We start from the raw sequence: 23412 nt of genomic DNA, 5'->3' as shown, positions 1-23412 counted from the left end.
ATCAGAGTTAAGCTTTGCTTGCAAAATGAAAAGTGAGTCCAGCTTCTATACCATGTGTGTGAAAAAAGCTGTTCTGTATGATAGTAGTCATTTTATCATTACCTGTTTGTTGAGCCATTTTTTTTGCTTTATCATCAAACTTTAAAGTTTCTGGTTTGTATTCACTGCTACCAATAACACCAAAACCTCTATATCCGATATGCATATTTACATCTTCATTTATATGATAATCAAAGCCAGCCTTTAATTGACCTGCAGGTCTTATTGATGATTTTTCAAACATCGTCATTTTTGTTGCACCAATTCCAATACCGACGTAGGGAGAAAAAGAGAAACTATCACTTTTCCAATAATGATAAACATTTGCCATTACAGATATGTTCTCAATTTTGTCATGGTTAATAATTGATCCATATCGATTGCCACCTTCTGTGTACGATATTGTCATCTGGCCGCTTGTTAAACCAACATTATCCACTTTCACAGAAGAATACATTCCTTCTAATTCAGCTCTATAGCTATTATAGCCTAGTTCTCCTGTGTAACCAAGTGCTACATTTGCAGCAAAAGGTGGGTTATAATCTCCTTTATACTTACTTATTAACCGACCTTCTGTTCTCTGAGCGTCTATGTCATTTATAGATACACGGTTATCATCTTTAGCATCTTTGCCTCCAATTTTTGCTTTCAACTTACCCAAGTTCAAATATTGACCGTAATATCCACCACCAAAGTAAAATCCTTCTGTTTCACTTGCAAAAGATTGTTGTGACAACAATAAAGCAAGTGCTGTAACTGCTAATGTTTTTTTACTCATCATGACTATTCCTCTAGTTAAAATAGCTAATCTAGTACTAATTAATTAAAAATGATTTAATATGAAAAAACTAATTATTTTCTAAGCTAAAAAATAGGTAAAATTAACCTCTATCCTCGATTTTATTGCCTTCTAGTTTGTCCTCATCTTCAAATTCATCATCATCGTCAAATTCATCCTTACTGTCTTCATCATCAAACCCATCATCGTCTTCCTCATCATCAAACCCATCACCACCTTCAAACTTATCATCAATATCCTCGTCTTCAAATCCATCTTCAATCTCTGGCTCATCGTATATTGCATCTTCAGTTTTAGCTTCAACAGGATAATCAGCAGCTTCAATAGCATTACTCTCTTCTTCATTACTAATCTTATCTTTGTTAGCAGCAGAAAAGACCTTGTTTGGATCATATGGCTCTTGTGCAGGCACACGTGTTGGTTTAATCAGCCTTCTTGTGAATGTGCTATCACTATAGTACAAAATTTTCTTTGACTTAATTGGATAAGTCGATTCTATCAAAATTATCTGATCATCACGTGGCAGCATAATAATTTCTTGAGGTAAGAGCAATGCTCTCTGTGTTTCAGAGATATGCAATGATCTTGATGCAGGATTCAAGTCTAAAAATTTAGGTTTGTTTAATGATTCTTGTTGTACAGTTTTGTTTCCTATAAGCTGAGATATCAAATTAGCCGTTTCAATATTATTGGCTGCAAAAGTTATTCTATAGGTTGAGTTTGATAAAAAGGAGTTCATTCCTGCTTCTTCATATATTCCTTTAAGCTGTTCAGTATCTTGAACAATTAAAAATAACCTTACTCGATAGCCACGAAAGTATGCGATGCCCGTTTGAAATTGCTCCATTTTTCCAAGTGTTGGAAACTCATCCATTAAAAATAATACGCCGTAAGGCTCGTCATCCGATGGCAATTTTCTACATAAAAACTCAGTTGCCTGTTGGTAAAAAACCTGCATTAAAGGCCTGAGCCTAGTTAAGTTATCAGGAGTTAAACCAACATAAACTGTAGTTTTCTTCTTTTTAAAATCCAAAATATTAAAATCACTTGATGCAGTTGCAGTATCGATCAATGGGTTTGCCCACAATTCAAGCGACGAGTTCATAGTTGACACAACACCTGATCTTTCTTTGTCAGCCTTTTGCAAAAAAGCTGCAATGTTCATATACGCTACCGGATGTATTATTTTACCCATTGTGTCCAAAACTACAGCAAGATTGTAAACTACGTCATCGCTACGCATCGTACGCACAACCTCACCAAAAGATTTAACTTTCTCTGGTGCAGCAAGTAAATATAGTACCACCCCAACAAATAAGCTTCTTGCTTCGTTTTGCCAAAAATCTTGTTCAGGCATGATTAGGTTAGCTATTTTTTGCACATCGTCAACCATCTGTCCAGGTTTTTCACTAATCCATTCCAGTGGATTATAACAATGGCTTACCCCATCTGGCTGAGCTGGGTTCCATACATATACTTTTTGTCCTTGTCGCTCTCGCCAACCACTTGTTATTTCATAGTTTTCTAATTTTATATCATGCACAATTACCGAATCATTCCAAAATAACAAATTAGGAATTACAAAACCAACACCTTTACCAGAGCCTGTAGGTGCAAAGAGCAATGCATGCTGAAACCCATCAGCAATAAAATATCCTCTTTTATCTTTACCAAGCAATAGACCTTTTTTGCTTCTTAATCCCGCTTTTCGTATGTCTTTCTCTGATGCCCACTGTGAATCTCCATGAAGCGATTCTTTCTTTTTAAATGGCCGCCACTCAATTAGTCTTTCTCTCACATTCCACAAAATAATCATCAAAACAATTTGAGGCAGTACAGAAGATACAACTAATTTAATTTTGAGCTCAAAGCTATATAACTCTGGATGATGCCAACAATATTGTATATGATCAAAAATTGTCGGCCAGAGAGCTTGAGGAAAAGGTGTCAAGCTAGGATTAATTGCTCTAAAATCTACACCATCTGGACCGTCAACAAACAGGTAGAGTAATATACCAGACAAATAGAAGCAAAATTCAAGTATGCTAAAAGATACTACACCTCCTATGAGAATATTGCGTAGGTGATTTCCATTACTCATAAACTACTTTTTCTTAACTTACGTATAAATTTAAGTATTTTCATTTGAAGATCTAGTAAATAATATTTCAGAAATGCTTCTTTTTCCACCACTGGTCCTTTTGAGTTGAATAACAATGTCAATTACATTTCTAATGTATGGTATGATCTGATCTGGGGGAATGCCAAGATTTGCTTGCATAACCATAAGTTTTATTTGCTCAAGAGCCATTGCCGGACTATCCGCATGAAGAGTTGATATTGACCCTGGGTGGCCAGTGTTTATTGCTCTAAGAAAACTAAAAGCTTCTGCTCCACGCAGCTCACCAACTATTATTCTATCTGGTCTTAAACGTAAACATGCCTCTATCAGATCCTGAGTGGTCACTTTTGCCCTACCCTGACCTCCTTTAGAAGCAATAAGATGTACTCTATTCGGATGATCATTCAAAACTATCTCTCTTGCATCTTCAACAGTAATAATTCTTTCTTCAGATGGAATAGCACGCAAAGTAGCATTAGTAAAAGTGGTTTTACCAGTGGAAGTTCCACCACTAATTATGATATTTTTCTTATTTATTACAGCATATTCTAAAAACTCTTTTATTTTTTTTTGTTTCAGTAGCAAATCCAGGTGACGATCTACTGGATTATCGGTCACTCCTATAACAGTGTTAGAAAAAGCCCCCATTTTTTCATAATCATCCAATGCCAATTGCATAGAAGAAGGTTTACGAATTGAAATGACTACTTTATCAGGCTCACATGCTGGAGGAAACACTATCTGTATACGATAACCATTTGGTAATGTAGCTGAAAGCAGCGGTGTCTCTTCGCTCAGTTTTTGTTCTGTAGCTTGAGCAATCAACCTGCTAAGAGATTTTAAATGATTAAGATCAAATATTTCTAACTTTTCGCATCTTATTTCACCGCGATTTTCAATCCATACTTCCTTCGGTTTATTTATTGATATTTCATTTACACCTTCCTCTTGAAATATCCCTTGTAATGGCTCCAAGTATGTATCAAGTGCAGCATAGTTCATTTCAGTTATTTAATATTGACTGTGGAGGAAATACTATATCTTGGTTAACAAATACTTTCAATGCAGTTCCTTGATTAACATAAATAGTTGGTTTTTTATCTACACTCCTATCAACTATATCTCGCATGTCTTTGGAAAAATCATTGATTGACTTCCCAATTGCTTCATCATAAACAGATTTGCTTCTTTTCTGAGTTTGCCTCAACAGTTGACGTACATCGTCTAAAGTTATACCGATATTGTCACTAGTAATTGTATCAACTCCACTAGCTCCAGAACTTTTTATCACACTTACTATTTCTTCCTTTATTATTCTCAGCAAATCCTGATCACTTTTAGCATTTCGAATTTTTTCAATAGCCCTAATACCCAATTTCCATTTTTCGTCTCCTACCTTCCCAACTTCAGTTTTTATAGAATTCTCCAATCTCTCAACAATAGCCCCTTTGAGAGAAGAAATATCTATTTCAGTTGCAGTAATAGACTTCACTGCATCCATGGCAGTTAGCGCATCGATAAGATTAGAGGCTTTTTGTCCTACAACAGCTGAACCAATCGAAACACCAGCAAGTGCCACTGAAGAGAATAATGCACTTGCTATTTTATTATCAACTATTCCAGCTATCCCTGCCCTTCCAAGCTCATCGGTACCAGATGATGCAATAGCAACATCTATACCATGAGGAAGAATGATCCTATTCCAATTTATGTTCACGCGGGCTTTTGCAACATTTGAGTCGAATGAATAACCACCTATTAACCTTGAACCTTTTGGTATTAAAATTGTATCACCAGTTTCTGCATAAACGTCTCTACTAACAACAGCACGGAGCATTCCTTTTAAGTCAGAACTTATTGCAGTTTCAAGAATAGCGTCAATAACTTTACCTTGAATAATCATTAAACCAAGCTTTCCAGCTTTGGTAGCTTTGCTCGACTGTGCTGAGGTATTGGGTAAAACAGCATCTGTAGCTTTACCTTCCCCACTACTACCTGAAATTGCTAACATTTGTGCACTACGTCTGTCTCTAGGATAACCGCCACCCCCTATTGTAGGAAATGAAGTAGGTAAATTGCTAATAACATTACCAGAAGGAAAATTTTGCTTTGGTAAAACAGGTATATTTGACAAGGGAATTTCCTTTAGTTGCTCTTCTTTTTTTGTCACTTCCTCTTTTTTGATTTGTTTTACTTCTGGTATGACTTGTGGGATAGGAAGAGGAGGTAAGGGTGGCAAGAGATCAGTTACTACTCTTTCGGAAACTATTGCATTATCTGGAACTTGTTCTAACTTTCCTTTCAATTCTTGAATGTTTTGCTTTGTTTCCTCTTTTTTAACAATCTCTGGACCCTCTTTATTAGAAGGACTAAAATAAAGATAGTACACTCCACCAACTAAGAGCGCTACCATAACTATCATCAATGCCTTATAACCTTGATTAGAGCCAACTGTTACTACCTTGCTTTCTATCTCTGATTCATCTTCTACACTATTATGCCTTTCTTTACTCATATTATATGTACCAGAACTAAAGTGACCTATTTATAACTTCAACTTCACTACCTTCATAACGCATTAATAGCTTTTTATGTACTCCTTTTATTACAACATAATCATCAAATAACAGCCTTTTACAGGATTCGCCTTCTATAAAAATCTGAGGAATTTTATTACTATTTCTAAACTTTAAATAGGTTAAATAACCATCATCGAATAACTCAATTGGAACTATATCTATGTTACCACCTTCATCAATATATGTATAGTTGTACCTCGTATTATTTTCTTGTATTATTTTTTCTGGCTTTTCTGTAATGTATTGCATTTGAGTAGGTAAAGAAACCTCATCTAAATCAACATCAAATTCATCTTCTTCTTGAGGATAATAAAAACGTATTACGTAAGATATATCCTTTTCAACGGAATAATCATGATCCACTTTTTTAGCATCAGTATCTGGGTATTTATCGTAATTTGGTCTTGAAATTAGATCAAAAATGTAATTTCTCTTTTTAGTTGTCGTAATAATCATGTTAGTGCGACTACTGACTTCAAATGGCATGACAAGCAGTTTATTATCATAAGGATTAATTTTCCAACTTGATGCATCACCAACAGCAATATTTTTGACTTTTTCCCCTTCTGCAAACTCAATATAAGAATAGTAACCTTGACTAAAAATTACTGTAAACACCTCATTAGGGCTATATACAAAAGTCTTTATTCTACTATCTACAGAAATAGGTTTATTATTAATAGATGCATTTAAGTTGCCACTTATTAGTAAAGCTAAAACTAACAATATCCTACACATATTCATCATCTACTCTATATGAAATAACTTGAAACCCTAACGGGTTAATATATCTTTGCTGATCATTCATTTCAAGCGATGCATATTTATACGACATCACAACTATCTTATTTTTCCTTGAGGAATTTCCATCTTTTCGTGTAAATTCTATAGAAAATCTCACTTGAAGAGCATCGTTACCTAATTTTTGAATTGAACGAATTTTCAACTCACCTTTAGCATCTGAATATAAATTAAAAAGGTCATTCATATTCTGCGATTTTATATAATTGCTAAATTCACTATATACACTAGGCGAAGAAAACAACCTTACTTTTGTATAATAATTATAATTATAATTATATGGGTCAAAAACCTCCCTTGCTTTTATATACTCTGAAATAAAATAATCGTTCAGCGTTTCATTTGCAGAATATTGTTTTACTGTAACAGGATCAACCAATTGCACTATTCCTGATTTTTTATCAATTTCTATAACGAATGGCTCAATAGTGCTACTTGTGCTAATTTTAAATATAGCTAATATGCTTATAGAAATTGCAACTAGTAATATTAATGTAAATAAAAGTAAAGTATTTCTCTGAGCAACAACTGTGCTATAGCGACTTGAATTCCAATTTATATCCTTATCCAATAACTCATTACTTTTTTCTTGTTTTAAAAATTTCAGCATCTCAATATTCTTAAAAATCTTAACTTATATTAATTAACATAGCAAGCTAACAAAGTAGTTATAACAAAAAAGCTAATAAACCCTTAATCCATGGCCTAACTTGCCAAATTTTGTTTCCATATATGAATCATTATATTCATTGCGTTCCATAATAAGTGGTACACACTTTGTAACTTCTATACCGTTATTTTTCAACTCTGATAACTTTCTACCATTGTTTGTAAGTAATTGTATTTTGTTAATGTTCAATTTCTTAAGTATTTTAGCTGCAACAGCAAAGCTCCTTTCATCATCTTCAAAACCCAATACTCTATTTGCATCAACAGTATCAAGATTATATTTTCTTTGCATACTGTATGCTCTTAACTTATTAGTTAAACCAATGCCTCTCCCATCTTGCATCAAGTATAATATAATGCCATTCCCAAAGTCGGTCATTATTTGAATCGCTTGATGTAACTGGCTTCTGCAATCACATGATAAGCTGTCTAATAAGTCTCCTGTATAGCATGAAGAATGAATTCTCACTAATGGCTCATTATCTTTATCTGGATTGCCAATGATAATTGCATAATGTTCTCTTCCGCCACTTTTGGTTCTATAAGATATGATATCTACTTCTTGAGTCTGCTTTAAAAATAATGATGTTTTGCACACTTCATACACACTATGATTTTGTTGAAAATCATTCATAAGTAACGTATTTAGTGCAATAATGTCATTTTCTTCACACCAATTTCGCATTTCATGTTTATTCTCAAAAGTCATATCAGCCACTAACGCGTATGGCAATAATTCTGAGAACTTAAGCAAGGCAACAGCATACGCATCTATTGTCTTTGAGCATTGCAACTCTTTTATCCAATCTTCCTTTGAACAGTTTATTAAATGGAGCAGTTCATCAAAATTGCTTATCAACAGACGTTTGCTACTATGTTCTTTACTCTGACATATGTATTTTACCTTACTTGCAGTCAAAGTAACATACACATTACCTGATATAAGCTTATATTGACTAAATAAATTTTTTTCTAAAGTTTCAGCAGCAGCAAGCAATAGATAGTTATTTTCATCATCATATATTAAAATTGGAAGACCACGCCTGACTTCACTGATGGCCCTTTCTACTTTATTTCTACTTTGATTTCCTATAAACATTTCACCTACACCAAACAACTTGGTGCGGTCGAGAAGACTTGAACTTCCAAGGCTTTGTGAGCCACAGCGACCTCAACGCTGCGTGTCTACCAATTCCACCACGACCGCACTTTATTCTAGTTTCTGTATAATTACTTTAAATTACTTAATCATTTTAGGGTTTTTCATCTAAAGTGTCAATCTGATACTAGGATAATTTAGGAAATGCGTGTATAATTTAACTATGAATTTTATGGTTACAAACTTTAATCATTTAAGATAATCTTACTACTAATTCTTAATTTAGGTCTTTATACAAATGAAAATAGCTAATATCTTCATTTTTTTAATTCTATCTCTTACAATTAGCTTTTACACCACTCATGCACAAATATTGTACACATGGTCTCAAATCATTCCAGAAAATAAATTAAGCATACGTGCGATTATAGACAATAACATGTGTCCCGTTGCTTATGTCGATAATAAGGCAGTAGAAATGCTAGGTCGCAGCTCAATTAACAATACCGAAACAGTTTGTGAACTGATAGTAGAAACAAATGCTCAAAACATTAGTATTGACAATATAAAAGTTCCCGTATTAGCGGAAAAGATCAGCAAAATTGCCTTCATTGGCGATACAGGATGTAGAATAAATATGTTATTTCAGCAAGAATGTAATTCTGTAGATAACTGGCCTTTGAAAAAAAATTTAGATTCAATCGCTTTTCATAAACCAGATTTAATTATCCATGTTGGTGATTATCATTATAGACAAACAAAATGTAGAAACACAAAAAAGTGCGGCGATATTTATGGATATAGCAAAGAAGCTTGGTACGCTGATTGGTTTGAGCCTGCAAAAGATATTTTAACACAATCTCCTTTTCTTTTTGTTCGTGGAAATCATGAGAGTTGTAATAGAGCTTATGAAGGATGGTTCAGATATTTAGATTCATACCCCTTTTTCCCTCAAAAATGTGAAGATCTTATTTCCAGTTGGTTCTTAGATGCTGGGCCGATGAAGTTTTTTATCTTCGACTCTTCATCCGGTGAGGAAATTTTTACAACCCAAAGCACAGTTGATGCTTTTGAGAGGCAGTTTGATAAATTGATACAAGATAAGCCCACGTGGTTTTTGACTCATAAACCACTTTGGAGATCTCCAAAAAAAGAATTTTTGACATTAAAAAGCCATGGTAATCTTACACAAATTGAAGCTTTTGGAGATAAATTTCCAAGCAATGTTACTACCATAGTTTCTGGCCACATTCATATAGCCCAGATTTTATTAATGGATAATGTTCCAGATCAGATTATAGTTGGAAACGGCGGTGCATTATTACACGCTCAAGATCAAGAACCTGTTTATCAAAACGTAGAATTTAACTATCCAAATAGTAGAAATTACTTAGCACACGAAGTTAGAAACTTTTTCGGCTTTGGCTTTGCAATATTAGGTTTAGACGATCACAAATTTACTTTCTATAACCAAGATAATAAGGAAATGTATTCTGCAAACCTAACGAAAGACTTTAAACTTAAAACAAATTAAAATTAGGACTATTTAAGGACGCAAAAAAAAACGTGCTGAGCTTAAAAAACTCATAGCAACAAAAACCACTGAAATTCTTGTATATATCGACTAATCTGGAATTGATAACACAAAAGTCAGCGTATTAGTATGATTGCAGCTTTGAATAAGGGAAAAATTATGGTGCCCATGATTTTTGAAGGCTACTGCGATACAGACGTTTTTAATAGCTAGTTCAAGCTTTATTGCTGGGTGATTTTGGATAATGCAACTTTTTATAGAAAATAAGTGAATTTGTTAAAAGTATCGGTGCTGAAGTTATATATCTGCCTCCATATTCTCCTGATTTTAATCAAACCATTGGTTTGCTATAAAAAATTGAGCCAGAAAGAATATCCAGCTATTCGAACTATTAGAAAAAGAGCTATATATGAGCATGTTTTAGCACAGACATTTTTTTGTAACTAGGCGAATGCAATCAGTTTTAGCTGCTTGAGAGGATATCAATTAATAAAGAAATGCATCTATAGTAATTAGAAGAAAGAATGAAAAAGTACAGAAGTAGAAATGTGAGTTGACAAAATAAGAGAAATATAATATATTGAAGATATAGTATTTCCTAAAGTAAATGATAAAGGTATAATAAAGTATTTGAGTTATAATGGCATATAGTGTGGATTTAAGGGAAAAGGCAGTATTGATGATAGAAAAAGGGAAGACAAAGGTTGATAGCAGAGCTCATGGAGATAGGAATAGCAACGCTGTACCGCTGGTTAAAAAAGAAAGCTGCTGGTGAAAGCCTAAAGCCATCTAAAAACGGTAGCTTTATTCGAAAAATAGACCCAAAAATACTCGAAGAATATGTTACAAAGAATCCAGATCATACTCTGGCAGAGATGAAACAAAGTCTTGGATTTGGAATAAATTCAATTTGGTATAGACTAAAACAGCTAAAAATTACTTTTAAAAAAAAGTCACACTATATCAAGAGCGCAATCAAGAAGATAGGCAGCAATTTATTGATAAAATCTCAAAAATAGATCATTCCAGCATCTTATATATAGATGAAGCAGGAGTTGATAATAAGTTATACCGAGAATATGGACGTGCTCCAAGAGGAAAGAAAATTTATGCAGATATTCCAGCGAGAGAGAATCGGTATAGTAGCCGGGTGGATTGGAATGAGATTTATTGCACCAATGACTTTCAAAGGTGGGTGTGACAAAGAGGTATTCAATATATGGTTGGAGAAACCTAAATTGCCACTTGGCACAACCATAGTTATGGATAATGCTACATTTCATAAGACCACTAAAACAAAATCATTAATAGAGTCTTTTGGCTGTCATGTGCTGTATCTTCCAACATATTCACCAGATTTGAATCCTCACTTTTACCCACAACTTTGAGAGGTCATTATGCGAAGCATAACCATGCTTTCCCTGAGGTTTTCATAACCACGCCATAGAGTCATAGTTCCTGGTAAATTATCACTTTTTCTATTCATAAATCCACCTAATTTTCCTAACCAAATAATAGCTTGTTTTATGTTTGGAGGTTCTTCTGGCAATTTGGCTACTTTATGCTCACGTATGTAAAGGGTTTTCCACTCTTCATTACTTAAAACCTTAGTACAAACCTCCATAGGATTCGATAAAGCGATTTTTGTTAAATATAAAATATTAAATGCAATAATGCTCTTTATAGCGATTAATTTCTCTAATCTTTCTTTTGTAGCTAAACGAGAGCTTTCTACCTTACATCCTGATTTTAAAATCCTAAAATACTCCTCGATTTTCCATCTTAGCTTATACCAATTTATCCTTTCTATAGCATCTAAAGTGCTATTAACTGGTACATTAGTCAGCAAAGTCCAATCAATAGCTTCTACTCTTTCAGGAGGATTTGTTTCTTTGGCACTTACTACATATATAGCGATTTTATCACTTATTTTATGCTCTGTATCTTTCGATCCATAAATGTAAGGAGATCTGATAGGTATATAGCCTTTCATATACCTGACTTCAATGTTAGCTTTTCTTGAGATCTGGTATTTATTTTCAGCAACATTCAAGACAATTTCCTTTTTTACAGGCAGTTGAGTTATACGTGTTTGCAAATCCGTTTTTCCCCCTTCAATACAGATGAATTTCCTATTAGTTCGGTTGCGGATTACATAAAAACTGTCCAATGATTCAACAGTCCATAAAAACTTAAAAATATCTGCTTCCCTATCACCAATAGTAACAAGCTGTACACCTTCTGCGAGGTTATTTAGGGTTTCTTTTAGTGCCGCTATCCACTTATAGCTTTCTTTCTCCTTTATAGCAGTACGGTATTTCCTGTTTGCTTTTTCTTGGGCTGTTTCTTCCCTGATAGAACGTGCCCAACACTGTTGAGAAGATAGCCCTAAAGGTAATCCGTCTTTGTTAACCATTAAGTTACTGTGCAATAACAAACCCTTTTTATATTTTGTATAGGCTTTAGAAATACTACCTAGACCCTTAGTCTTTATATGAGAGTCAAAATCCAAATAACTTGTATCTTGAACTGAAAATACCAGCTCATTTCCTTTTATCCTTTCCATAGTTTCTTTATAATGGGAAGAATAAATTTCCTTAGCTTCAAGCTTCTCATTGCTAAATAATCTGTATGCACCTTTAGCTTCTTTCCATCCTACACAGCTTTGACTAATTGACCCAGACGCCTTATTCTCTATTAAATAGCTTGTTTTAATAAGTCTTGTATTAAGCCTTACATCTCCCAGATTAACATGTCTCAACTCTTTTTCTAGCCATTTATCTCCTAAGCCATCAGCACATTGTACATTTCTATTTACTTCACACATTTTTACCTCATCTTAAGTATATTTTTCTCTATCTTACTTGCTTTTTATACTTGTGGGTAAAAGTGAGATTTGAATCCCATAGAACACTGTTGGCATACCATCAAAAGCCGCCTCAGACCTCTAATATATAAATGTACAGACTTACAACTTTTGGTTGGTAATACCATAATGGTAATTTATTATTCATTTTAGAAAATACTATAGTGAGACTATTTAAAATTAATTATGTCAGTAGTAGTAAATACACCAGGTAACATACAAAGAACGTCAAAATTAAGAGATATTTTACTAGCCCCTGTGAGGTGGCTAGTCATTGGCTTAGCTGTAGTGTTACTCATAGCATCTATTGTTCTTGTTCTAGCATTAATTCTAGTAGCTCAAGCATTGAGTAAGCTATATGTTCTTGCAGGAGGCAAATTACCAGAATGGTTAGATCAAAGAACTGAAGCATTTATGGAGGCAGCGCGTATCCACAAACAATGCAATGCAATTAATATTAACATTCAAAAGCTAAAAGAAAACTATGGCGAGCCTGATGTTGATGATAAGTTTATAGAGGAAATAGAAGGATTTATTGATCAGTTAGAGTGCATAGCAAATGGCACACAAAAAGCTGTAGATAAAGATCAACTCACAGCAGATGAGCAAAAACATGCACTTGAGTGCCTAAAGCGTATAAAAAATGACCCTGATTCACATAGTGGAAGTGGATTAAGATTGAAGCAAGTTTTAAGTTTGGTTTGGAAAGCTTGTAAGGATAAAAATAAAAAAAGTACTGATAATAATATAGATATTAATACCCGCATATCACAGAGAAAATATCAACTGGTTAAACATTTAGTAGAATCGCAAACAGAATACGGAGTACTTGTTGGCAGTGTATGTTTACTGGTACCTTTAACAGTATTGTCTCTTCCTTGTACACTTTTGAAGAGTTTTCCTTCTTGCAAAGAGCGGATAAGGCTACTGTAAAACAAGAATTTCAAAATGAGCTACAAAAAAAGGTGATGAATTATTTAATCAGCTTGCCAATGATGAAGAAAAAAAAGAAGTTGCAAAAGCTTTAAGTAATCCTTCTACAAATTTCTTTATTAGCTTTATAGAAGCATTTAAAAATCACTCTGCACGTGCAGTTTTAGGTGATAAAAAATGTGATGAACTAATAAAAGAAAATTTTGCTAATCTTCAATACAAAGAATCAATATCTAGCTTTATCTAAAGTAATCACTTAACTAACGGCAAAGTGATACCATGTTGATTCATATATTTTCCTTTCATATCATGGTATGATTTCTCGCATTCACTTTCGCCGCTTAAAAACACAAATTGGCATGCTCCTTCATTAGCGTAGATTTTTGCAGGAAGTGGAGTAGTGTTAGAGAATTCAAGTGTGACGTGACCTTCCCATCCAGGCTCTAAAGGTGTGACGTTTACTATAATACCACATCTTGCATAAGTTGATTTACCAACACAAATTACCAGTACATTCCTTGGTATACGAAAATATTCCACCGTGCTGGCAAGTACAAAACTATTTGGTGGGATTATACATACATCTGTTTCCTTATCTATGAAACTATTCTCAGAAAAATTCTTGGGGTCTACAATAGCTGAATTAACATTAGTAAAAATCTTAAACTTATTACTAACTCTTGCATCATAGCCATAAGATGATAATCCGAAAGATACAACACCCTTACTGCTTTTATGATTCACAAAAGGCTCTATCATTCTAGAGTTTTCAGCCTTTTCCCTTATCCATTTATCTGGCATAACTGCCATAATTGTCCTTTAAAGTTTTGTAATACTTATAATAATATGTAATAGAATTTAAATGTAAACCTGAATTAGCGTTACACTCTGGAATGGCAAAGTTTCCAGTATAAACTACCTATACAAAAATAAATTGGCAATATTTCAAGCCTGCCAAGCAGCATCAAAAACGATAGAAATAGCTTTACTCCACCACTAAAGGAGGAATAATTACCTGAAGGACCTATTAGGTTACTAAATCCTGGGCCAGAATTTGTAAGCATTGCAGAAACAGAGCTGATGCTAGTTATAAAGTCCGCATTGCTCAAGTAATACCAATTCCCACTATGTAAAGAACAGATAGACAATAATGGGAAAGAAGTGATACTAGAGTAGATAAAATAGAGAGGTATAAATGGCATTAAGGTCAAAACTGTTAGACGAAAAAGTTGTAAATTTGGCGAAAGAAATGTTAAAAAAGGTCAGAAATAACGCATATGTTTCAAAAAAGTTACAAGCGGTGATAGCAGGAAAAGAAAGTAGTATAAGCGCTGTGGCAAGAATATGTAAAATTTCAAGGACTGCTTTGACTGAATGGATAAAGCATCTAAAATTTGGTAGAGTAGAAAAATTATTTTCCCCTTCTCAGCGGCGAAGAAAAAGCAAATTAAACAAAAATCAACGTGAGCAAATTGAAATATGGGTAGAAAGAAATCCAAATATTACTATTAAGGAAGTGCAAATAAAAATCTCAGAGGAATTTGGCCTAAACATTAGCAAATCAACAGTGCATCGTGAGATACAAAGGATGAAGTTTTCTTATATAACACCGAGGCCAATTCACCATAAACAAGATAAAAACAAGCAAGAAGAGTTTAAAAAATACTTCAATAAAATAGTCAATTCCCACCCTGAAAAGGAGGTATTTTTTTGATGAATCACGATTTGGAACTCATTCAAAAATCGGACACGGATGGTTTAAAAAAGGGGTCAGAACGCAGGTTAAATGAAAATTGGTAGACAAAATTTCTATATCTACAGTGCGGTAAATCCAAGAAGTGGTAAGAAAATTAGCCTACTTGCTCCATATGTAAACACTGATTGTATGAATATATTTCTGGAGCAGATGTCGAAAGATTTAGGCACGAAAAAAGCCTTTCTTGTAATGGATTGTGCAGGCTGGCATAGATCAAAAAGTTTGAAAATTCAGAAAAACATTACCATTATATACTTGCCTCCTTATTCACCAGAACTGAATCCTGTTGAGAGGTTGTGGCAATATATCAAACACAATACTTTACGCAACAGAGTCTACGATACCATAGGCTTACTTGAAGATGTTCTGTGTAATTTTATTGTCAGTATTTCCAGTGCTACTATTAAACGAGTTTGTAATGTTTCTTATTTGTTCGATTAGTAATGGAATTTGGTATAAGACATCATTATTGATGATATAGTGAACGTTAACATGTAAATCGCAAAAAACGTAAAGACGGATTGAACTTCATCATTTTCCAGTATTTTACCATTGAGTTTTACTCTATCGCTTTCACTTGGATTTAATAAAGAGCTAAAGTAATTCCTTATAGATTTTAGACAAATGACTAAACGGAAGATTTTGATTCCACCACTAGCAGAACCACCACATCCACCAATAAAGGCTAAAAAGAAAGCTAAGACTGAAATAAAGCTCCAATTCAAGTAGTTGGACATTACATAGCCAGTTGATGTGATAAAGGAGGTAATGGTGAATGTGCTGTACCTAAATGATAAAAATACTCCTAAGTCAAAATTTTTATACAACCAAAAACAAGCAAGCAAAGATGAGATAACAACTATCTTAATAAAGTAAGAGACTTGTTCATCATAACAAACGTCTAATCGTCTTATAATTTTTAAATAGCTCAGAAAAGGTAAAGAGCCTAAAATCATAAAGATAATTGTTATGACCTCCAATATAGGGTTATTGTAGTAGCCTATAGAATCGTTATAGTTAGCAAATCCACCAGTTGACACGGTAGACATCCCGTGACATATTGCGTCAAATAATGGCATGCCAGCTAGATAATATGAAAGTATGCATAATAAAATTAGGCCATAATATATTTCTGTAATATGTATCACTACGCTTCGCGTATGCGGTAGCCGTTTTTTAATAGCATCTGAGTATTCGGAATATAGCAAGTTATTTAAGCTCAAAACTTTAAATATGGGAAAAACTGCAATTCCTACTGTAATTACTCCAAAACCACCTATACCGTGCAGCATTGCTCTCCACAGTAGTATCCCCGGAGATTGTTGCTCGATGTAACTTATACCAATTCTCATTATTAATGAACCAAATAAGAAGCATAGCAGAGTTGTTTAACCGTGGAAGGGGAAAGAGAGGTAATAAATTTACACAAAGCGCATTCAAGCAGAACAATTGTATCGTAGATTTTATTGCGTAAAATGTTCTGTTTTATATATAACCAAAACCTCTCAACAGGATTGAGTTCAGGTGAGTATGGTGGTAGGTATATAATTTCGATATTTTTAGGTGCCTTTAAATTTTTTGACTTATGCCAACTAGCGCAATCCATCAAGAGAAAAGCCTTTCGTATTCCTAAATATTGCGACATCTGTTCAAGGAATATATTTATACAATCAGTGTTGACGTTTGGTGCAAATAAGCTAAAATTCTCTCCATTTCTGGGATTAACTGTACTATAGAGATAAAAATTTTCCCTACCTAATTTTACCTTAACCTGTGTCCTACTGCCTTTTTTAAACCACCCATGTCCAACTTTTGAATGTGTACCAAACCGTGATTCATCGAAGAAAAATAGCTCTTTTTCAGAATGCATGACAATAGTTTCATTGAGGTTTTTTTTAAACTCCTCTTGCTTGTTTTTATCTTGTCCACTATGAACTGGTCTTGGTGTGATATATGAGAATTTCATTCTTTGCATATTACGATGTATTGCGGATTTTCTGATATTCAAACCAAATCTTTCTTGGATTCTTATTCTCATTTCTCTAATAGTAATATTGGGGTTTTCCTCTATCCACAACTCAATTCGTTCAAGTTGACTTTGGTTCAATATAGTTTTTCTACGGCGTTGAGGTGGAGCAAATAATTTTTCTTCTCTTCCAAATTTTATGTGCTTTATCCATGTAGTAATTGCCTTTCTCGAAATGCAACATATTTTTGCTACAGCTGTTATACTGTGCTTTTTTGCTGCAATTACAGCATTTAGTTTTTTTTGCAACATACGCATTATTTCTTACTCTCTTCAGCATCTCTTTTGCTGATTTCACCACTTTTTCATCCAATAATTTTGATCTTAATGCCATCTAAACCTCGCTATTTTACTTACTTCAGTATGGCTTTTTTCCATTATTTTCTATTCGTTGCTTGTATAGCGGGAATTGGTATTAGAACAGTTGCTCCTGTGGTTGTAATCCCAGATACTGCTTCAAACAGTGCATCAATGTAGCTTAAACTATCAAGATAAAATGGAATAGCTGCAAATAGAGATAATGCAATCCAGGTACAACTGGTAATCGCAAAAATTGCCGGCATTCCATGCACCCTATTTAGTTTACCCAGTAGAATAAAAATCGCACTAAATGTGCAGGTAACTATAAATCCAACCAGAAAATTTTTCCATTCGTAACCTAGATAATTATTAGTAATAGCAGGAATAAGGATTGCTACGCCAAACAACAATAGAAAAATTCCCACAATAAACGCAATTGAACGTAAAACTTGCAGACTTTCCATAGACAGTAATGTGAAAGCTATATGTTATTAAAACTTCAACCGCTTTGCTAATTTTTTCTCTTGACTTGATTATAAACACGTATAATTATAGCGCTAAATTTGCCATAAGAGATAGAGGTAAGGTATGTTATTAACTGACAGACAAAAAAACATTCGAGATTCATTAATTAGTGAAGCTATACAAGGCAACTTTGAGAATATAAAAAATAATTACGATAGCGATATACAAGAAGTTTTGAAAAGCGAATTACCTAGTAATATAAAAAAAGAGTTTAAAGACGATCTACCTAATCCTTGTACCATTTCACAGTTGATTATATTCAAAAAAAATCAAAAGGAAATTAATCAATGTATACAGAAAATGGAGCAAAAAATTGAGAGTATTTCGTGTGATATAGCTATGCAAGAAGAGGAAGGAAGTGATGATTCACATATGCAAAAAGTGAAAAACTTAAAGAGAACAAGTGATCTTCACCACAAATTACGTCAAGCAATAGATTATTTAGATGTTAAAAAAGTTAAAGCAGTATTAGAAGATTATGATACAAATTTAGCAATGATTTTAAATAGACCTATACATTCACAGAGCAAAACTACCCTTTTACTTTATCCTCTGCAAGTTGGTCTTAATAAACGATATATAGGTGATGGTAAAAGATTGAAACAAGAAGATCTGAGAAATATAAAAGAAATTAATAAACTTCTTTGGGATAAAGCTTCTCCTGATATTCGCAATTTCTGGTTTCAATTCCATCAAGATCAACAAGAAGAAAGTACAAAAGACACAAAAGCAACCTTTGAAGCTCATTTGAAAAAAGCTCCTCCTGATATTCGTGACTTGTGGCTTAAATATCAAAGAGTGCCTAAAAATCAAGATGCAGCTGTAATAAAACTTCTTAAAGGTGAGCAACAACGACATGCCAAGATAGGTAGTGAGAAGTGGTTTGAAGATTTCATTCAAGAAGTTAAAGATTACACAGAACAAAAAAGCATAGAAGAAAAACTTGAAATAGCTACAGAGAAACCTACAACAAAATCTGTTCTACAAGACGCACAACTTTCTCAAATAAATAGAACTTGTTGTATTTTGTAGTAAATAAGTTCTTAGGAAATCTAAGTATGATAACAATAAAAACAAGAAGTTTAAACGTTCTACTTTTAACCTAGTATCCAGAATAAAAAAATATCAAAGTCATCATATTATATCACGAACCTTTTCCAAGACTTTTTTCATATTTTCGCTTGAAAGTGGAATTAAGCCAAGCCTAGATAAATATCCACCTTCAGTACTAATAGAGTCTACAACTTCTCTAATGAATTCCCTTAATCCATCAACAGTATCTAAGTGTTCTTTCTTTATATAAAGATATAAAGGCCTTGCTAACATATACTCCCCCGATGATATATTTTTATAAGTTGGCTCAATTCCTGCGATTGTGCTTCCTTGAATCTCATCTTGGTTTTTCGCTAAAAAGCTGAAGCTAAATATTCCTAAAGCATTTTTATTGCTCTTCAATTTTTGTATTATTATGTTTTCATTAATTCCAACTTCTATATATCTTCCATCATCTCTGATATTACTACATGCTTTCTTTCTTTTTTCTTGGTCTTGATAATTCTCTTTGAAAATCCTTGAGTTCATACATGAATATTGATCAAGCATAATAAAATTAATCAAAGTTTCATGTGTACCTGTATTTTGATGTGGGCCATAGATTTTAATTTCTGTTTTTGGTAGAGCTTGATTTACATCAGACCAAAATTTCTTGTTATTCTTTACTAATCTATCATTGTCTTCAGAATATGAAGATAAAGTTTTAAACAGGTCATTTTTTGTAAAATCAAATCTATGGCTTTGATTTGAATTTGCAATAACAATTCCATCATAGCCAATTATGATCTCTATTACTTCATTCACTTTATTTCTTTTACATAATTCTCTCTCTACTTCCTTCATAGGGCGAGATGAAGTAGTGATATCTGGTGTGCCTTCCCCTATTCCTGAACAAAACATTTTGAACCCTGATCCACTTCCTATCGATTCTACAACTGGAGTTTTAAAGGAAAATATACGGCTGAATTCTTCAGATATAAATGAGATAAAAGGAAAAACAGTTGAAGATCCAACAATTCTGATATATCTTCTGGCATCAACATTTGACAGTGGGATGAGTAATACAAATGCAAAAATAAGGAAAAGGCGTTTCAGCATCGTTTTCGCTCAAGAGTGTAAACTTAATTATCGTAATAAAAAATCAAACTGAAAAGCTTTTTTTCTAGATTTCAAAAGGTATAACGATCAAATGTGTGCGTAATGATGAGATCTGAATCACAGCATTCATACAACTGTATCTATATCGAATCCTCTTATGTTTTTCAATACTGAAAAATTCTTTCATACTAACTTAATGATGCAATATATCCTTTTCTTTAATAGATAAGTCATCATCGACTTTTTTTACATTATCATCAGTAATGTTTTGTATTTCCTTTTTGGCAACATGAAAATCATCTTCTGAGATTTCCTTATTTTTCTTCATTTCCTCTATTTCTTCCATAACATCTCTGCGTATATTTCTAATTGCAACTCGTGCATTTTCAGAAAATTGATGCAATAGTTTCACTAATTTTTCACGAGTTTCTTGTGTTAAGTCTGGAAGAACTATACGTATAGTATTTCCTTCAACAACAGGATTTAAATTTAGGTTAGCATTGATTATCGCATTTTTCACTTCACCGACAACAGTAGCATCCCAAACTTTAACCGATAGAGTTTTGTTATCTATAGCTGAAACGCCTGCAACTTGGTTCAGTTTTTGATGTCCACCATAGATATTTACAACTATACCATCAAGTAATGATGAGTTAGCTCTACCAGTACGTACACCTTTCATATCATCATGAAAAGACTGAATAGTTTTTAGCATTCTTTCTTTTGTTTTAGCTTTTATTTCGTTTAACATAAATTACCTAATGTTTATAATCTGAGACTATAGTATAAGTACCTTGACCTTTAATAATATTGACCATTTTTTCACTTTTCAAAGAAAAAACTACAATTGGAATAGAATTTTCACGAGCAAGTGAAATTGCTGACGCATCCATAACCTTCAAATCACGAGTTAACAAATCTGTGTAAGAAAGCCTATCGTACATTACAGCATTCTCATTTTTTTTTGGATCAGCAGAATACACGCCACTTACTTGCGTACCTTTTAAAATAACATTACAATTCATTTCAACAGCGCGTAAAGCTGCAGCTGTATCCGTAGTAAAAAATGGATTACCCGTTCCTGCTGCAAAAATTATCACCCTGCCCTCTTCTAAATGATGAATAGCCTTCCTTCTTATATAAGGTTCACATATAGTAGTCATAGGTATAGCAGACAACACCCTAGAGACTATAGAGCTTTTTTCTAAAAAATTTTGCAAAATTAAAGCATTAATAACAGTACCAAGCATTCCAATATAATCACTGCTTGCTCTTTCACAGCCACTTAAAGATGCTGATGCACCACGAAAAATATTCCCACCACCAACAACAATACAAACTCGAACTCCGAGATTACAAACTTCAACTATGTCTTTGGATAGTTTATCTATCACTTCCATATCATGGCCAAATAGCTTTGATCCCATCAAAGCCTCCCCAGAGATTTTGAATAACACTCTGGGGTATTTTACTTCTGAAGTTTTGTTACTTATTTGCACCATCCAAAGTAAGTAACTTATAATCAGCTAATTTAACAGCCCTTGATTCTATAAAGTCAGCAATCTTCATTTTATCATCTTTTATAAACTTCTGCTCTAGCAGAACAGCTTCTTCATAGTATTTAGCCATTCGTCCATCTACTATTTTTTTCGCTACCTCTTCAGGTTTATTTAAGCTCTTTACTTGCTCCTCAATTATAGAACGCTCATTGTTTAATTTTTCTTGATCTAAATCATCTATAGATAAAGCTTCAGGTTTCATAGCAACTACATGCATAGCTATTTGCTTTCCAAGCTCTTGTTTATCACCAGATGATTGCAATGCTACTAAAGCACCAATCTTACCTAAGCCATGCATATCACCATGTACATAGCCAGCAATAATCCCATCCTTAGTCTCTAGGTAGCAAAGATTGCTTAACTCTAACTTCTCACCAAGAACCGATGTACCACTCATAATAGCTTCCTGTACTGTACCAACATCTTCATATTTGGCATTTTTTAACTCATCAAGACTAGTACAACGTTCTTGACAAGCAATTGATGCTAAATTTGAAACTAATGCTATGAACTTCTCATTTCTAGCAACAAAATCAGTTTCACAATTGACTTTAACCAATACACCATAATTTTTAGCCAAGCACATAGCAATAAGCCCATCGGAAGCTACTCTATCAGACTTTTTGTCAGCTTTAGCGAATCCTATTGTACGTAACCTATCAACGGCTTTCCTAATATCACCATCACACTCTTCTAACGCTTTCTTACAATCGCTTAAGCCAAGGCCTGTTCTATCGCGTAATTCCCTTATACTACTTGAATCCATCTTCATTTACTTACTATTACCTCCCTTTCTGTTTCAACCTTAATACGCTTCTTTTTAGTTTGCACAATATCCTCTTCTTTTTCTTGAATAAGTTCATCATCCTTAACTCTAGACCTTGTCAAACTAGACTCTATTCCAGCTAATATAGAATCAGCAACCAATTTACAATAGAGCTCTATTGATTTTCTTGAATCATCATTTCCTGGTATAGGATAGGCAATACCATCTGGGTCAGAATTGGTATCAAGTACTCCAACTACAGGAATACCCAGTTTTTTAGCCTCTTTAACCGCTATATGCTCTTTGTTAGTATCAATAATAAATAAAACATCAGGAACTGCTCCCATTTCTCTAATTCCACCCAATTCTTTATCAAGCTTTTTCCTTTTCTTTTCAATGTTTCCTAATTCTTTTTTTGTTAAGATGCTATCTTCATCATTGGATATTTTCTCATATTGTATCAAAGTTTTTATCGAAGAAGAAACAGTGTTCCAATTAGTAAGCATACCACCAAGCCATCGATCATTTACATAATACTGACCACAACGAACTGCTTCACTTGCAACAATATCTAAAGCTTGAAATTTCGTACCAACAAATAAAATGCGACCATCTTGAGATGCAACATCGTATAAAGCTTTCATCGCCGCCTCTAACAATGGTAATGTTTTTCGTAAGTCTATTATGTGTATACGATTCTGTTGATGTATACCATATATATATGGGGCCATTTTCGCATTCCAGCGACTAACTTTATGGCCAAAATGCACACCAGATTCAGCTAAATCACGTATAGTGACTTTAGGCAAATTTGTCATATTTACTCCTCCAAATAGTTTATCCTCCATGGCACAACCCTAACGGGACTACTTGCATAAGCCATGTGTG

The 23412-nt window shown here is 33.6% G+C and carries 21 protein-coding genes, 1 tRNA gene and 5 pseudogenes; 8 read left to right on the top strand and 19 right to left on the bottom strand.

The annotated features are described in order from the left end of the window. Positions 1-7: 7 nt before the first annotated feature. The 8 genes from O1Q06_RS00745 to O1Q06_RS00710 all read right to left on the bottom strand — a co-directional run bounded on the left by O1Q06_RS00745 (position 8) and on the right by O1Q06_RS00710 (position 8216). On the bottom strand, positions 8-820 hold the full coding sequence (locus tag O1Q06_RS00745) for a P44/Msp2 family outer membrane protein (protein ID WP_410542752.1): 813 nt from the start codon (positions 818-820) through the stop codon (positions 8-10). A gap of 100 nt (positions 821-920) precedes the next feature. Continuing rightward, on the bottom strand, positions 921-2939 hold the full coding sequence (locus O1Q06_RS00740) for a type IV secretory system conjugative DNA transfer family protein (protein ID WP_410542751.1): 2019 nt from the start codon (positions 2937-2939) through the stop codon (positions 921-923). Between the two features lie 30 nt (positions 2940-2969). Next, positions 2970-3962, bottom strand: a complete 993-nt coding sequence (gene virB11, locus O1Q06_RS00735) for a P-type DNA transfer ATPase VirB11 (protein ID WP_410542750.1) — start codon at positions 3960-3962, stop codon at positions 2970-2972. Between the two features lies 1 nt (position 3963). Next, positions 3964-5475, bottom strand: a complete 1512-nt coding sequence (locus tag O1Q06_RS00730; protein WP_410542749.1) for a TrbI/VirB10 family protein — start codon at positions 5473-5475, stop codon at positions 3964-3966. A gap of 16 nt (positions 5476-5491) precedes the next feature. Then, positions 5492-6283 (bottom strand): P-type conjugative transfer protein VirB9, encoded by a 792-nt coding sequence (gene virB9 / locus O1Q06_RS00725; protein WP_029237539.1) that lies wholly within the window; start codon positions 6281-6283, stop codon positions 5492-5494. Next, the gene (locus tag O1Q06_RS00720; RefSeq protein ID WP_353281852.1) at positions 6270-6950 is read right to left on the bottom strand and encodes a virB8 family protein; all 681 of its coding nucleotides are present in this window, start codon (positions 6948-6950) and stop codon (positions 6270-6272) included. Before O1Q06_RS00720 ends, virB9 begins: the two co-directional genes overlap by 14 nt. 72 nt (positions 6951-7022) lie before the next feature. Next, entirely contained in the window at positions 7023-8108 is a 1086-nt protein-coding gene (locus tag O1Q06_RS00715) for a GTP cyclohydrolase II (protein ID WP_410543120.1), read from the bottom strand. Positions 8109-8128: 20 nt separating this feature from the next. Then, positions 8129-8216, bottom strand: a tRNA-Leu gene (locus O1Q06_RS00710). 190 nt (positions 8217-8406) lie between these two features. Between O1Q06_RS00710 and O1Q06_RS00705 the strand changes: the two genes are divergently transcribed. The 5 genes and pseudogenes from O1Q06_RS00705 (at position 8407) to O1Q06_RS00685 (ending at position 11030) form a co-directional block, all read left to right on the top strand. Further along, positions 8407-9642 carry a metallophosphoesterase family protein gene (locus tag O1Q06_RS00705; RefSeq protein WP_410542748.1) on the top strand — a complete coding sequence of 412 codons (1236 nt, stop codon included), beginning with the start codon at positions 8407-8409 and terminating at the stop codon, positions 9640-9642. 22 nt (positions 9643-9664) lie between these two features. Continuing rightward, positions 9665-10000, top strand: a pseudogene (locus tag O1Q06_RS00700) (transposase); the annotation flags it as partial. A 282-nt stretch (positions 10001-10282) separates the two neighbouring features. Further along, entirely contained in the window at positions 10283-10417 is a 135-nt protein-coding gene (locus tag O1Q06_RS00695; RefSeq protein ID WP_410542747.1) for a hypothetical protein, read from the top strand. Beyond that, positions 10362-10661: an IS630 transposase-related protein gene (locus O1Q06_RS00690; protein ID WP_410542746.1), complete on the top strand. Its 300-nt coding sequence runs from the start codon at positions 10362-10364 to the stop codon at positions 10659-10661. Before O1Q06_RS00695 ends, O1Q06_RS00690 begins: the two co-directional genes overlap by 56 nt. Positions 10662-10685: 24 nt before the next feature. Then, entirely contained in the window at positions 10686-11030 is a 345-nt protein-coding gene (locus O1Q06_RS00685) for a transposase (protein WP_410542578.1), read from the top strand. On the opposite strand, the gene O1Q06_RS00680 is transcribed toward O1Q06_RS00685, so the two are convergent. Beyond that, positions 11015-12469 (bottom strand): IS4 family transposase, encoded by a 1455-nt coding sequence (locus tag O1Q06_RS00680; protein ID WP_410542423.1) that lies wholly within the window; start codon positions 12467-12469, stop codon positions 11015-11017. The genes O1Q06_RS00685 and O1Q06_RS00680 overlap by 16 nt on opposite strands. A gap of 225 nt (positions 12470-12694) precedes the next feature. Between O1Q06_RS00680 and O1Q06_RS00675 the strand changes: the two genes are divergently transcribed. Next, on the top strand, positions 12695-13441 hold the full coding sequence (locus tag O1Q06_RS00675) for a hypothetical protein (RefSeq protein WP_410542745.1): 747 nt from the start codon (positions 12695-12697) through the stop codon (positions 13439-13441). Between the two features lie 252 nt (positions 13442-13693). Here O1Q06_RS00675 and dcd read toward each other — a convergent pair whose 3' ends face one another. Together dcd and O1Q06_RS00665 are read right to left on the bottom strand one after the other, a co-directional pair. After that, entirely contained in the window at positions 13694-14251 is a 558-nt protein-coding gene (gene dcd / locus O1Q06_RS00670) for a dCTP deaminase (RefSeq protein ID WP_410542744.1), read from the bottom strand. Between the two features lie 71 nt (positions 14252-14322). After that, positions 14323-14550, bottom strand: a pseudogene (locus O1Q06_RS00665) (TrkH family potassium uptake protein); the annotation flags it as partial. A gap of 86 nt (positions 14551-14636) precedes the next feature. Between O1Q06_RS00665 and O1Q06_RS00660 the strand changes: the two are divergent. Next, positions 14637-15638, top strand: a pseudogene (locus O1Q06_RS00660) (IS630-like element ISWpi10 family transposase). A 17-nt stretch (positions 15639-15655) separates the two neighbouring features. Here O1Q06_RS00660 and O1Q06_RS00655 read toward each other — a convergent pair. From O1Q06_RS00655 to O1Q06_RS00645, 3 genes and pseudogenes are all read right to left on the bottom strand, one after another. Continuing rightward, positions 15656-16537, bottom strand: a pseudogene (locus O1Q06_RS00655) (TrkH family potassium uptake protein); the annotation flags it as partial. Positions 16538-16551: 14 nt separating this feature from the next. Continuing rightward, a protein-coding gene (locus O1Q06_RS00650; RefSeq protein ID WP_410542743.1) for an IS630 family transposase occupies positions 16552-17557 on the bottom strand; the annotation gives its coding sequence in 2 pieces (ribosomal slippage) (positions 16552-17466 and positions 17468-17557; 1005 coding nt in all). Between the two features lie 82 nt (positions 17558-17639). Next, positions 17640-17987: pseudogene (locus tag O1Q06_RS00645) on the bottom strand (TrkH family potassium uptake protein); the annotation flags it as partial. Between the two features lie 124 nt (positions 17988-18111). Between O1Q06_RS00645 and O1Q06_RS00640 the strand changes: the two are divergent. After that, positions 18112-19080, top strand: a complete 969-nt coding sequence (locus tag O1Q06_RS00640) for a hypothetical protein (RefSeq protein ID WP_410542742.1) — start codon at positions 18112-18114, stop codon at positions 19078-19080. A 102-nt stretch (positions 19081-19182) separates the two neighbouring features. Here O1Q06_RS00640 and O1Q06_RS00635 read toward each other — a convergent pair whose 3' ends face one another. From O1Q06_RS00635 to rpsB, 5 genes are all read right to left on the bottom strand, one after another. Next, positions 19183-20199 carry a substrate-binding domain-containing protein gene (locus O1Q06_RS00635; protein WP_410542741.1) on the bottom strand — a complete coding sequence of 339 codons (1017 nt, stop codon included), beginning with the start codon at positions 20197-20199 and terminating at the stop codon, positions 19183-19185. 193 nt (positions 20200-20392) lie between these two features. Next, positions 20393-20950 (bottom strand): ribosome recycling factor, encoded by a 558-nt coding sequence (gene frr / locus O1Q06_RS00630; protein ID WP_214303504.1) that lies wholly within the window; start codon positions 20948-20950, stop codon positions 20393-20395. A gap of 7 nt (positions 20951-20957) precedes the next feature. Beyond that, the gene (gene pyrH / locus O1Q06_RS00625; protein ID WP_410542740.1) at positions 20958-21701 is read right to left on the bottom strand and encodes a UMP kinase; all 744 of its coding nucleotides are present in this window, start codon (positions 21699-21701) and stop codon (positions 20958-20960) included. Beyond that, a complete protein-coding gene (gene tsf / locus O1Q06_RS00620) occupies positions 21685-22530 on the bottom strand; it encodes a translation elongation factor Ts (RefSeq protein WP_410542739.1) in 846 nt (281 codons plus the stop codon). The genes pyrH and tsf overlap by 17 nt, the downstream gene beginning before the upstream one ends. Further along, positions 22527-23342, bottom strand: a complete 816-nt coding sequence (gene rpsB, locus O1Q06_RS00615) for a 30S ribosomal protein S2 (protein ID WP_410543119.1) — start codon at positions 23340-23342, stop codon at positions 22527-22529. Before rpsB ends, tsf begins: the two co-directional genes overlap by 4 nt. Between the last annotated feature and the right edge of the window lie 70 nt (positions 23343-23412).

Origin of the sequence: Wolbachia endosymbiont of Tetranychus urticae (genome assembly GCF_046529255.1) — a bacterium.
Lineage (GTDB): Bacteria > Pseudomonadota > Alphaproteobacteria > Rickettsiales > Anaplasmataceae > Wolbachia.
Note: the sequence above shows the minus strand (reverse complement) of the source record. Positions and strands in the feature narration are given on the sequence as shown.

Excerpts from the sequence above, each read along its gene's own strand:
- O1Q06_RS00745 (WP_410542752.1), bottom strand. The coding sequence starts at position 820 with ATGATGAGTAAAAAAACATTAGCAGTTACAGCACTTGCTTTATTGTTG.
- O1Q06_RS00740 (WP_410542751.1), bottom strand. The coding sequence starts at position 2,939 with ATGAGTAATGGAAATCACCTACGCAATATTCTCATAGGAGGTGTAGTA.
- virB11 (WP_410542750.1), bottom strand. The coding sequence starts at position 3,962 with ATGAACTATGCTGCACTTGATACATACTTGGAGCCATTACAAGGGATA.
- O1Q06_RS00730 (WP_410542749.1), bottom strand. The coding sequence starts at position 5,475 with ATGAGTAAAGAAAGGCATAATAGTGTAGAAGATGAATCAGAGATAGAA.
- virB9 (WP_029237539.1), bottom strand. The coding sequence starts at position 6,283 with ATGAATATGTGTAGGATATTGTTAGTTTTAGCTTTACTAATAAGTGGC.
- O1Q06_RS00720 (WP_353281852.1), bottom strand. The coding sequence starts at position 6,950 with ATGCTGAAATTTTTAAAACAAGAAAAAAGTAATGAGTTATTGGATAAG.
- O1Q06_RS00715 (WP_410543120.1), bottom strand. The coding sequence starts at position 8,108 with ATGTTTATAGGAAATCAAAGTAGAAATAAAGTAGAAAGGGCCATCAGT.
- O1Q06_RS00705 (WP_410542748.1), top strand. The coding sequence starts at position 8,407 with ATGAAAATAGCTAATATCTTCATTTTTTTAATTCTATCTCTTACAATT.
- O1Q06_RS00695 (WP_410542747.1), top strand. The coding sequence starts at position 10,283 with ATGGCATATAGTGTGGATTTAAGGGAAAAGGCAGTATTGATGATAGAA.
- O1Q06_RS00690 (WP_410542746.1), top strand. The coding sequence starts at position 10,362 with ATGGAGATAGGAATAGCAACGCTGTACCGCTGGTTAAAAAAGAAAGCT.
- O1Q06_RS00685 (WP_410542578.1), top strand. The coding sequence starts at position 10,686 with ATGAAGCAGGAGTTGATAATAAGTTATACCGAGAATATGGACGTGCTC.
- O1Q06_RS00680 (WP_410542423.1), bottom strand. The coding sequence starts at position 12,469 with ATGTGTGAAGTAAATAGAAATGTACAATGTGCTGATGGCTTAGGAGAT.
- O1Q06_RS00675 (WP_410542745.1), top strand. The coding sequence starts at position 12,695 with ATGTCAGTAGTAGTAAATACACCAGGTAACATACAAAGAACGTCAAAA.
- dcd (WP_410542744.1), bottom strand. The coding sequence starts at position 14,251 with ATGGCAGTTATGCCAGATAAATGGATAAGGGAAAAGGCTGAAAACTCT.
- O1Q06_RS00640 (WP_410542742.1), top strand. The coding sequence starts at position 18,112 with ATGTTATTAACTGACAGACAAAAAAACATTCGAGATTCATTAATTAGT.
- O1Q06_RS00635 (WP_410542741.1), bottom strand. The coding sequence starts at position 20,199 with ATGCTGAAACGCCTTTTCCTTATTTTTGCATTTGTATTACTCATCCCA.
- frr (WP_214303504.1), bottom strand. The coding sequence starts at position 20,950 with ATGTTAAACGAAATAAAAGCTAAAACAAAAGAAAGAATGCTAAAAACT.
- pyrH (WP_410542740.1), bottom strand. The coding sequence starts at position 21,701 with ATGGTGCAAATAAGTAACAAAACTTCAGAAGTAAAATACCCCAGAGTG.
- tsf (WP_410542739.1), bottom strand. The coding sequence starts at position 22,530 with ATGAAGATGGATTCAAGTAGTATAAGGGAATTACGCGATAGAACAGGC.
- rpsB (WP_410543119.1), bottom strand. The coding sequence starts at position 23,342 with ATGACAAATTTGCCTAAAGTCACTATACGTGATTTAGCTGAATCTGGT.